Source organism: Paraliomyxa miuraensis, from assembly GCF_026337845.1.
Lineage (GTDB): Bacteria > Myxococcota_A > Polyangia > Nannocystales > Nannocystaceae > Paraliomyxa > Paraliomyxa miuraensis.
In genome coordinates this window covers 117,180-128,508 of sequence record NZ_JAOVZF010000150.1, presented here as the reverse complement: position 1 = coordinate 128,508, position 11,329 = coordinate 117,180, and the positions used below count along the sequence as shown (strand labels likewise).

5 protein-coding genes are annotated in these 11,329 nt (G+C 71.3%); all 5 read left to right on the top strand.

The window, feature by feature from the left end; genetic code table 11:
* Positions 1–27 precede the first annotated feature (27 nt).
* The 5 genes from OEB96_RS17390 to OEB96_RS17370 are packed head-to-tail and all read left to right on the top strand — an operon-like array spanning position 28 to position 11,324.
* Entirely contained in the window at positions 28–1,107 is a 1,080-nt protein-coding gene (locus OEB96_RS17390) for a coiled-coil domain-containing protein (RefSeq protein WP_266217125.1), read from the top strand.
* A gap of 45 nt (positions 1,108–1,152) precedes the next feature.
* On the top strand, positions 1,153–2,220 hold the full coding sequence (locus OEB96_RS17385; RefSeq protein ID WP_266217124.1) for a hypothetical protein: 1,068 nt from the start codon (positions 1,153–1,155) through the stop codon (positions 2,218–2,220).
* Positions 2,217–3,854 carry an ATP-binding protein gene (locus tag OEB96_RS17380; RefSeq protein WP_266217123.1) on the top strand — a complete coding sequence of 546 codons (1,638 nt, stop codon included), beginning with the start codon at positions 2,217–2,219 and terminating at the stop codon, positions 3,852–3,854. Before OEB96_RS17385 ends, OEB96_RS17380 begins: the two co-directional genes overlap by 4 nt.
* Positions 3,851–8,623 (top strand): hypothetical protein, encoded by a 4,773-nt coding sequence (locus OEB96_RS17375; protein WP_266217122.1) that lies wholly within the window; start codon positions 3,851–3,853, stop codon positions 8,621–8,623. The genes OEB96_RS17380 and OEB96_RS17375 overlap by 4 nt, the downstream gene beginning before the upstream one ends.
* 7 nt (positions 8,624–8,630) lie before the next feature.
* Positions 8,631–11,324: a hypothetical protein gene (locus OEB96_RS17370; protein ID WP_266217121.1), complete on the top strand. Its 2,694-nt coding sequence runs from the start codon at positions 8,631–8,633 to the stop codon at positions 11,322–11,324.
* Positions 11,325–11,329 lie beyond the last annotated feature (5 nt).

Below are 11,329 nucleotides of genomic sequence, written 5' to 3'. Positions count from 1 at the left end.
TGCGATCGCGCTATCGTGCCCGCGAGCATGGGTGACGCCATCGATGTGGTCGAGGTCCTCTTGACCAAGGACGTGCCCTACGCGGGTGAGTCGATCTCGGTCGCGACGCTCGAGTCGGCGATCGAGCAGGAGCGCACGCGACAGGACCACCAGGTCAAGGCGCTGCAGGTCCTGCAGCACCGCAACACGGAGGTCTCGGGCTCGCTCGCCCGCGAGGTGCAGCAGCTGGGGCGGGTGTCCCAACACCTGGGGCAGGGGCGGGTCAACGCGTCCGTTTGGGGGCGGTTTCGCGAGGCGATGGCCCGCATACCCGGGTTCTCGTCGCTCGCGGTCACGCCGCAGTCGGTCGAGGAGATCCTGCGCCACCAGTACGAGGTGAGCCTCGTTCGCGTCAAGGAGGCGGCCGAGCTCGCCGATCGCCTCGGTATGGCCGAGGCCGAGCTGCACGACGAGCTCGAGCGGCTCAACACCAAGATCATCGACTCCGCCCGCAACGAGACCCTGGCCGCCGAGCACGTGCTGGCGCTGCAACAGGAGCGCGATCGCCTCGAGCTCGAGCTGGAGAGTGCCATCGAGCCGGGGCCCCGGACCCATGAGATGCAGCGCAACATCGATCGGCTCCGTCGCGTGATGGCCGATCACAGCATGCGCCTGCAGCTCTATCACACGGCGGAAGGGCGGCTGTCGCGGCTGCAGGAGAGCACGCGGCTGCTCATCGGCACGATCGGAAATCTTCGCAACGACGTCACCGCCTACGCGACCGCGGCCAGCGAGAAGCTCGACCTGGTGGCGGGACAGATCCGGGCGATCGGGACGGCCGCCGATGCCTCGGTGGTGATGCTGGAGATGAAGCGCTCGCTCGATGCGATGGCCGAGGCGCTCGACCAGAGCACGCGCTTCATCGCCGACACCCAGCTCTACTTTCGTCAGAGCCTGCCCGGTCTGCTCGACGACCTCCACGTGTTCGACACGCAGACCCGCGACGTGCTCCAGCGCAACCTCGAGCTGAGCCAGGCGCTCGAGGACGAGAGGATCGCCCGGGGGGTGGAATTCGCGCTGCTGATGCAGGCCGAGCAAGAGGCGCTGCCCGAGTCCTCCGATGCTTGAGTTCACCCGTGACCCCTGACCCCATGAGCCAGTGAGCCCGTGACGATGGATCCGCTCGAGTTCGCCTCTCCCTCCGTGTCGGCCGAAGAACTCGCGCTCGAGGGCGATGCGGCGCAGCGCTACGTCGATGGGCTCTCGCGTGCGATCGCGCGGGCGCGGCTCTCGGACCAGTATCCGCCGGGCAAGCGTCTGGCCGCGCAGGTGAGCGCGATGGGTCCCGCGGCCCACGGCGGGCTCTATCCCGAGCTGCGCGTGGATCGGCGCAGCGGCCTGCCGAGCTACCGCGAGTGGACCCGGGTGAGCGCCGACGCCGAGCTGTCGAGCAAGATCCTGGCCGAGCTGCCGCCCGAGGACGAGCTGCGCGCGCGGGCGCAGCGGGAGGCCGGGGGGGCCCACGACGGGATCTGGACCAAGCAGCTGCGCAAGCTGTGCTACCACCGCCTGCTGTCCACCATCGACGGCACCCCGCCGTCGCAGATGGTGGTGAAGCTGCGGCGCGTGGATCCAGGGCAGCGTCGGGCATGGTTCCACGTGGTGCTCGACAAGCTCGATCAGAGCGGGGTGTTCGTGCGCTCTTGCCTCGACCTGGCGCAGACGGCCTCGTTCTGGAGCCGCCCCATGCTGCGGCTCGACGACGACGCGGTGCGCGAGACCCAGGCCCTGCGCACCATCATCTACCGGCTCACCTCGCTCGACGCCGAGCTCACCTTCGTGCGCCTGGCCGACACCGAGGGGCTGACGATCGAGCGGGTGATCAAGGGCACCGTGGGCCCCGTGTACGTGCCCGGGGTGGCCATGCCCGAGGCGCTGCGGGCCGAGCTGCCGGGGCCGCCAGCGCCCGGGTTCCTGATGGCGACGTTCGGCCTCGACATGGCAGCGGGCGACGTGGCCGAGGACGGCGACAACGATCCGGTGGAGGACCTGCTGACCGAGCGGCTCGATCCCGAGGGCCAGGCCGCCTATGCCGCCGCCCGGCAGCGCTACGGCTATCGCGTGTACAAGGATCGCAAGCTCGTCGTGAGCAGCCCCGCGCTGGTCGACGTGGCCCATCGCTTCTGCGCCCGCATGGGCACCCGCAACGTGGTCTACGCCCTGCGCGGAGGAGCGACATGAGCCGGCCGCACGACGTCGAGGTGGGTGACGCGCTCGCGGAGCTCGTCGATCAGTTCGCCGACCCGCTGGTGTTCCTGCGCGAGCTGGTCCAAAACGCGCTCGACGCGGGCAGCCCCGAGGTCGACGTGTACGCCGAGCTGAGGCCGTCGGGCGACGACCCGGACCAGGGCGTGATGGTGATCGGCGTCGACGACTACGGCGAGGGCATGGATCGCCAGATCATCGACACGCGGCTGACCCGGCTGTTCAGCTCGGCCAAGGACGGCGATCTGACCAAGATCGGCAAGTTCGGGATCGGCTTCGTGTCCGTGTTCGCGCTGCGCCCCGATGCGGTCTGCGTGGACACCTCGCGGGGCGGCGAGCACTGGCGGATCTTGTTTCGGGCCGATCGCAGCTTCGTGCGGATCGCTCGCGAGCACCCGGTGGACGGCACCAAGATCCAGGTGTTCAAGGCGGTGACCAGGGCCGAGTACGGTGACCTCGCGGCGCGGGCCGAGAAGACCCTGCGCCACTGGTGCAAGCACGTGTCCGGCACCGTGCGCTGGAACGACGACGACATCGCCGAGCCGTTCGACGTGCCCGGAGCGCTGTGCTCGGTGCGGAGCGAAGCGGAGGGGATCCGGGTGGTGGCGAGCTATCTGCCCGGGGGCGCGTCGTCGTTCGGGTTCTACAACCGGGGGCTCACGCTGCTCGAGGGCACGGGCTCGGGGTTCATCGACGGCGTGGCCTTCAAGGTGGACAGCCGCTACCTCGAGCACACGCTGGCGCGCAACGACATCATGCGTGACGCCAACTTCGACAAGGCGATGGCGGTGGTGGAGGGGCTGGCCAGGGAGCAGCTGCCGGCGGCGCTGTGGCAGCGAGTGCAGCAGGTGCTCGAGGCGGAGGCCGACACCAGGTCGCTCGATGCGGTCCACCGCGTGGCGGCCCGGGTGGCGGCGTCGTCGGAGGTGCCCTCGCAGATTCCGCTGCTGCGTGCCATCGACGGCGCGCCGCTCACGGCCGCGGCCGTGCGCAAGGCGGCCAAGGCGGGGACCCTGCGCAACGCCGAGCAGCGCTCGGCCCTGGCCGACGCCGCGGTCGCGGCGGGGGTGACGGTGGTCGAGGTTCGCTCGGGCTGCGCGGGTACCCTGGCCCTGCTCGGTTGGCTGGCCGACGGGGAGGTGCATCACGTGGCCCGCACCTTCATCATGCCCGGGCCGCTTCGGGATGCGGAGGAGCAGACCCGCTGGGCGCCGCTTCGGGCCGCCACCGAGGCGCTCTTGCAGGCGGCGGGCGTGCGCGTGGCGGGGGTCGTGCCCGCACGGTTCGACTATGCGGGCTCGTGCATCGCGCGTCGGCTGTTCGTGCTGCAGCGCGAGCCGCTGTCGTTGTCGCCCTGGGCCGAGGAGGTCGTGCGACCCGCGGAGTGGAAGCGCAAGGACACGGTGGTGATCAATGCCGCCGGGGACGGCGTGGATGCGGTGCTGACCCTGGCGCAGCGCGAGCCCGAGCTGGCCGCGTATGCCCTGGTCAAGCTGCTGCACCTGGCCGTCGGCCCCTTGCCGGTGGAGGTCGACGCGCAGCTGTGCAGCGCGAGCGCGGAGCTCCGCGCCACGCGGCTCTCCGAGCGCCTGGGGGTGGTGGCGCGGTGATCGACGACGTCCTGCGCGAGCTGCAGGCCGTGGGCACGGTGGAGTCCGAGGGCGAGTTCACCCTCGACCGTGCCAAGGCCCGCGAGAAGATGCGACGGTTCCAGCTCGCCGATCCGCGGGCCTACGTGCTCGAGCTGGTGCAGGCGGCCTCGCTCAAGGGCGCCACCCGGGTGCGCTTTGCGATCGACAGCCGCGACATGGTGATGGAGCTCGACGGGCGCCCGTTCACCGTCGAGGACTTCGACGACATCTACGGCGCGGCGCTCAGCCGCCGGCTCGATCACGACGTGCTCGCGCGGCGACAGCTGGCCCTGGGGATCAACAGCGCCATGGCCCTGCGGCCCAGCAAGATCGTGGTGGAGAGCGGCGATGGCCAGACCGGGGCTCGCCTCACGCTGCGGCCGGACGAGGACGACGAGCTGGGGGTGATGGAGACCACCTCGCTCCGGGGCACGCGGATCCACGTGCGCGAGCGCTTCCGGCTGGGGACGTTCGTGGCGTTCTTCAAGGACCTGCGGGGCACCCTGGCCGAAGAGCAGCTCTTGCGCGCGCGCTGCACCTACGCGTCGTTCGAGCTCGACCTCGAGGGTACGCGGATCGACGCGGGCCTGCGGCTCGACACCGAGCCGGTGCTCGATCCGATCGAGCATCGCACCGAGCACACCACGGTGGTCGGCGGGATCCACCCGGAGCTCGAGGGCATCGCCTACATTCGGATCGTCAAGGACGGGGTGTGGATCACCGATCACGCCCTGCCGAGCCAGCGCTTTCCCGCTGCGTTTCGTGCGGTGGTGCAGGACCACGCGCTGCGCAAGGAGGTCTCGCAGGGCGACGTGGTGCGCGACGAGGCCTACGACACCATGCTCGCGGTGGTGCAGACGGCGGCGTTCTTGGGGGTCGAGGCGCTGGTCGAGCGCTTCGAGACCGGCCAGGCTCCGGCGTGGGCCGAGCTGGAGCTGCTGCGGCAGCTGTCGCGGCTCGACGCGTCCTCGATCGGTGCGCCGAGCGAGGCATCCGGGAGCATCCTCGCGCTGCGTCGCCTGGTGCTGTGGGAGAGCACCGATCGCCGCCGGCTCTGCCTGGACCAGATCCTGGCCGAGGCCGACGCCCAGGGCAGCGTGGGCTACACCTCGAGCTCGCGCTTCGAGGGCCTGTCGCTGCCCTCGCGCTCGTTCGTGCTCTACGTCGTGGGCGTGGACGAAGCGTCCGCACTGCGCAAGGAGGTCCTGGGCACGCTGCTGGGCGACCGCCTCGTGAACGTGACCGATGCGCTCCAGCGCATGCACCTGCGCGAGAAGGCGCGGCGAGCCTGGCGGGCGCGGCCGGCCGAGCCGCGGCTGCCCGCGGGGTCGTACCTGGTTCGTCGGCTGATCGAGGGCCCCGGGGTTCGGGGCGAGGTGGGCATCGTGAGCGCGGCGACCGATCGCGCGCGGGTGGGGCTCATCGCCGACGGCTGCATGGTGGTGGAGAAGCAGCTCGAGCTGCCGTGGCTGGGCCTACGGGTGGTGGTGGAGGCCGAGGCGTTCCAGCCGACCGAGAGCTACGTGGACCTCGTGCGCGATGCGGCGACCTTTGTCGCGATGCTGGCGGTGGGGGAGCAGCTCGCCGCGCTCTATGGCGAGCTGGACGGCGTGCCGGCGAGCCCGTGGCGCGATGCGTGCGCGCGCAGCCTGCTCGATGCGCTGCTGCGCGAAGAGCCGGTGGGGGTGGGGTTCGCCCTGTACCTGTGCGATGTGGCCGACGCACTGGCCTCGAAGGAGGTCGAGGCGTTCGGGCGCGAGCGGCTGCGGGTCGAGCTCGAGCCGCTGGGGTCCTCGCCGCATCCGGTGTCGACCATGCCGCTGTTTCCCACGCTGGGGGCCAAGCGCTACTCGCTGACCGAGCTGTGCGGGCGCGCGCGCAAGGGCGAGGTGCTCGAGGTGGTGGAGAAGGCCGAGGAGGGCATCACGGCCGACATCCTGGTGCTCGACGCCGAGGACCGCGAGCTGCTGCAGCCCTTGTTCGCGCGGAAGTTCGTGGACGCCTCCAAGAAGGTCCGCCGGCTCGTGCGCGAGCGCGACTTCATGCGTCGACCCACGTTCACGCCCTTGGTCGAGCGAGCGGGGCCCGCGGTGCTGGTGCCGGTCGAGGGCGAGGGCATCACGGGGATGCTGCGCGTCGATCCCCACGCGAGTCCGATCGCGCGATCGCAGGCGATCACGCTCTTGTATCGCCAGCGCGCGATCGGAGGGGTCCCGCTGCTGCTGGTCGGCGCGTGCGAGGGCTGGGTCGAGTGCACCGAACTCGTGCCCCGGGCCGACTACTCGGGGGTCAAGAGCACCCCGGCGCTCGACGGGGTGCGGGTGGCCGTGCTGCGGGCGTTCGCGGCGGCGTGCCTTCGGATCGCCGAGCGAGCGGCCGAGCGCCCCGCCGCCGTGGATCTCGCGTTTCTGCGCGAGGTGGTGGCGCTGCCGTTTCCCACCCGGGGGCTGCGCTCGGTCTACGACAAGCTCGAGCGCAGCAAGGGGGTGTCGCGCGCCCAGACCCTGGAGGCCTACGCGCGGCTCTACGCGACGCTGCACGTGGAGGGCGGCGGATCCGACCTCGAGCACCGCATGTGGAGGGCCGCCCGGTCCAGGTCGACGCTCGATGAGCTGGCCGGGGTCGAGTCGCCCAAGCGCGGGATCTTCTGGGCCTTGGCCGCGATCGATCGGCTGTTTCCCCCGCGGGATCGAGACCAGCGCATGGACGAGCGCGCGCTCGCCCCGGTACCGGCGCTGGCCGAGCTGCCGCTGTTCCAGCGCCACGATCGGCGGCCGCTGACGCTGGCCGAGCTGAGCGCCAGTGGGGGGCGGGCCGACACCGTGCTCCACGTCGATGACTTCGTCGCGGTCGACATGGGCGAGCGTCTGGTGATCCAGGCCGACGCCGAGCGGCTGGAGCTGCTGCGCCGCATGCTCGGGACCAGCCGGATGCTCAATGGCGAGGGGGCGGTGGAGCGCGAGCGCCAGCGCCATGCGCTGAAGCAGCGGCCAAAGGTCGCCACGATCGCCTTGCCGCGGGGGGAGGCGATGGTCTCGGTACGCTGGACGCAGGCCCATGGCAAGAAGCAGGTCGAGGGCGAGGTGGGGCTGGCGAGCGAGCACCTCGGCGATCCCAGCCGCATGCCTCGGCTGAAGCTGCGGATCCATCGCGAGCGGGTGGAGATCGAGACGGCGCACGTGCCCGATCAGGCGGCGGAGCTATGCGCCACGGTCAACGACGATCGGCTGGCGCTCGCGGTCGACTTCAAGAGCATCCACCGCAACAAGGCGTTCGAGAGCCTGGTGGAGGCCTGCGAGGCCAAGGCGCCCGAGCTGGTGGCGCAGCTGATGGCGCGCTGGTCCGAGCTGTCCTCGGCTGCACGCAAGACCGCGTGGTACCACGTGCTCGACTTCCTGCGCGCCAGGCGACCCGATGGCATGCGGGGCTGGGCCGACGCGAAGATCGCAGGGGAGTGGTATGCACGCGCGGCGTCGCTGTCCTGGTTCTTCGCGGTGGGCGGGGCGCAATGGACGGCCGCCCAGCTCGCGGCGCTGTTCGAGCGGCGAGGGACGATCGAGGTGCTGCCCGCCCCCTGGACCGCATGGGGAGCGTCTCCGCTGCCGCCCGAGCGCCCGGTGATCTGCGTCGATCCCTACGAGATGGTGGTGCTGCAGGCGATGTTCTCGAGCGTGGTCGACGTGCGGAGCTCGTGGGGCCGGTGGAAGGAGCGGGCCAACAACCTCCAGGCGGCCTCGATGGCCTCGACGCCCTCGAGCGTGCCCAGCCTGGTGTCTCGTGCGGTGCAGGCCGGAGGGATCGAGGGCTGGCTGGCGATCCCCACCGATGAGCGCGTGATGACGATCGAGCTGTGCGCCGAGGGGCGGGTGGTGGTGCGACGATGGATCGAGCCGATGCTGCCGTGCGTGGGCTCGGTCAGCGGAAGCGGGGTGACCCCCGACGAGCTGTTCACCGCGGTGAGCGTGAGCCCGCAGGCCCTCGCCGCGTTGTCGCTGGCCTGCGTCGAGCTCTACCGCGAGCTGGGGCGGTGGTTTCGCGCCAATCGCGGACACCCTGCGCACGAGCGGGTGGCTTTGCTGCTCGAGCGCCCGACGGTCGCGCTGGCCAAGCAGGGGCGGTCGCTGGAGCTCGCCTGGCAGCTGCTGCTGGCCGAGCTGCGCGAGCTGCCCGTGCTCGCGCTTCGCAATGGGCGGCGGATCAGCCTCGAGACCGCGCTCGAGGAGCAACCCGACGAGCTCGGGCCCCTCGATCTGTGGCCCGCACGGGCGCATCGGCTCCAGCGAAAGTTCGAGGCACCGCCCGAGCTCGACGCGATGCTCGAGATGGTCGCGACAGGGGGGCCGTCATCGGCGCCGGTGAGCCAGCCGGCCGCGTCGCCGCCACCGCCCAAGCCCCGCGAGCCCACGCCGTCCGAGCGCCTGGTCGAGGCCGTCCGGGCCGAGCTGCGGCTGGTGCGAGACAGCAACCGCGAGCTGCTCTCCGAGGAGCACCTCGATCGGATCCGCGTGGACGAGCTGCCGCGCAAGCACCGGGCGCTGATCGCTCGGGCCGACCAGGGCGGCGTGATCGTCAACGGCGAGCACCCGGTGGTGAAGCAGGCGCTCGCTCGAGGACCGGTCGATCCCGTGTGGGTGAGCTACGTGTCCTCGGCCGTCTACACCGCGCTCAACGTGTGGCTCGAAGCGATCACCGACGCTCACGAGAAGCGCTTCGTGGTGCTCATGGCCAAGCTCGCGGCCAGCGCCTGAGGTCGGGATGATCGACGACCTCCTGCGGCAGCTAGAGGCCTCGGGTCGCGTGGACTCCGAGGGCTGCTTCACCCTCGACCGCGCCAAGGCTCGCGAGAAGCTGCAGCGCTTCCAGCTCGCCGATCCTCGCGCCTATGTGCTCGAGCTCGTGCAGGCGGCCGCGCTCAAGGGGGCGAGGCGGGCCCGCTTCGACATCGACAGCCGCGACATGGTGATGGAATTCGACGGCCGTCCGTTCACGGTGGAGGACTTCGACGACGTGTATGCGGCGGCGCTGCGCCACAGCCTCGAGCCCGACTTGCTCGCGCGGCGGCAGCTGGCGCTGGGGCTCGGCAGCGCGATGGCGCTCGGCCCCACGGCCATCGAGGTGGAGAGCGGCGACGGCACGACCGGCGCGCGGCTGCAGCTGGGGCCCCGGGGCGACGATGCCTTCGAGGCGATGCAGACCGCGCGGGTGGGCACGCGGATCCACGTGCGCGAGCGCTTTGGGCTGCAGACCCTGGGGGCGTTCGTGCGCAACCTGAGGGGGGCTCTGGCGGAAGAGCGGCTGCTGCGGGAGCGCTGCGTCTACGCCACCATGGCGATCGATCTCGAAGGCCGCTGGCTGAGCGGCGGGCTGCGCTTGCGCGAGGCGGTGTGCGACGAGATCAAGCTGACGCACGGGCCCACCACGCTGGTCTGCGGCCTGCGCATGGACGGCCAGGGCGTTCCCGTCGTGCACCTCGTCAAGGACGGGGTGTGGATCGTTTCGCACGAGCTGCCCGAGGTGCGGTGCCCCGTTGGGTTCGTGGCGGTGGTGCAGGATCATGCCCTGCGCAAGGAGGTCTCGCAGACCGACATCGTGCGCGACGCGGCCTACGTCGCCATGACCAAGGTGCTGTGGCGCGGAGCCGCGCATGCCGTGGCTGCGCTGGCGTACCGCCAAGGGACCGGCGCGGCGCCCGTGTGGGCCGAGGACGTGCTGCTGTCGCTGATGCAGCACCTGGCCGAGCTCGAGGTGAACTGGCACGAGGACGAGCCTACCGGGCGGATGAAGGCGCTGCGCGCCCTGCCGCTGTGGGAGACCACCAAGGGGCAGCGGGTGAGCCTGCTGCAGGTGCTCGCGGAGCTCGAGGCCAGGGGGAGAGTCGTCTTCACCCTCCGCCAGCCGCCGGACGGCGAGCCGTTGCCCGGGACCTCGTTCATCCTCCGCTTCCTCGCGGGCGATCCGAAGCATGCCGTGCGTCGCGAGATCCTCCAGTGGATCCTGCGAACGCGGCTGTGCAACGTCGACGTGGTTTTGCAGCGTCGCGCGACCTGGCGAGCGCGGCCCACCGCACCGGTGCTCCCCGAGGGGGTCTACCTCGCTCGCCATGCGTTCGAGGCACCCGGGGTGCGTGGCGAGGTCGGGATCGTGGCCGAGCCCAAGGCCGACGCGATCGTCACCCTGGTGGTCGAGGGGTGCGTGCTCTCGCAGCTGCACCTCTCGCTGCCGTGGCCGGGCCTGCGGATGATCGTGGCGGCCGATGCCTTCCGTCCGAGCGCGGACTACGACCGCCTGGCGCGCAGCGTGGAGTCTTCGCTGGCGCTGCTGCACGCGGTGGCGGCGATTCCCGAGGCCTACGCCGGGCTCGCGAGGGCGCCGCAGAGCGCGTGGCGAGACACCTGCGCGCGCAGCTTCTGCCGGACGCTCCTCCAACGCGCTTCGTTGCTGGTGCTGTGGCCCACGGCGCGAGATCGACCGAGCCCCATGATGCAGCAGGCGATCGCGGCGTTCGGGGCCAAGCGCCTGCGGCTCGATCCTGGCCTGGACGAGGGCCGCACGCCGCACCCGGTGCTCGGCATGCCGCTTTGGCCCACGCTCGGCCCGCGGCCGGTCTCGGTGCTGCAGATCCGGTTGCACGACGCATGGGGCGAGTCGGTCCAGTTCGTGGTGCCGGGCATCATCGGGACGGCGAGCACCGACGTGCTGGTGCTCGACGAGGACGATCGGGCGCTGCTGCAGGGCTGGTTGTCTCGACCGGCCGTGAACGTCTCGAGCGGGTACCGTGCGCGGCGGGCCGTCACCGCCGACGTGCACGCCCGCGTGGAGCCGAAGGTCCTTCAGGCCCAGACGCTCGAATTCCTCGAAGCGCGGCAGTCCTCGGTCGACGCCGTGGAGCCGGTCTCCACGTCCGTGCACTCGGGTGGGTCGTCCGAGGCGGAGGTCGAGGCGGCCGAGGCGGCCGAGGCGGTCGAAGCGGAGGTCGACCTCGAGGAAGGCGAGGAGGTCGAGGCCGAGGTCGAACTCGAAGAAGACGAGGTCGAGGCGGAGGTCGAGGCGGAGGTCGAGGATGTCGAGGAGACCGAGGTGGTACCCGAGGCCGTGCCCGAGCCGTCGCCGGAGGAGCGCCTGGTCGAGGTGCTGCGCGCCGAGCTCGGCCGCGTGCGCGAGCGTGACGACACGCTGCTGTGCGACGAGCACCTCGAGCGGATTCGCGTGGCGCCGTTGACCCGCAAGCGTCGGGCGTTGGTGGCCTGGGCCGGTCACGAGGGCGTGATCGTCAACCGCGAGCACCCGCTGGTCGCGCTCGTGCTGTCCGAGCCGCACGGCGATCCGGTGTGGCGCGACTACTTGTGCGCGGCGATCTACACCGCGATCAACGTATGGCTCGAGGAGATCACCGACGCCGACGAGCAGCGCTTCCTCGTGCACTGGGCCCGGCACGCCGCGTTGCGCTGACGCCC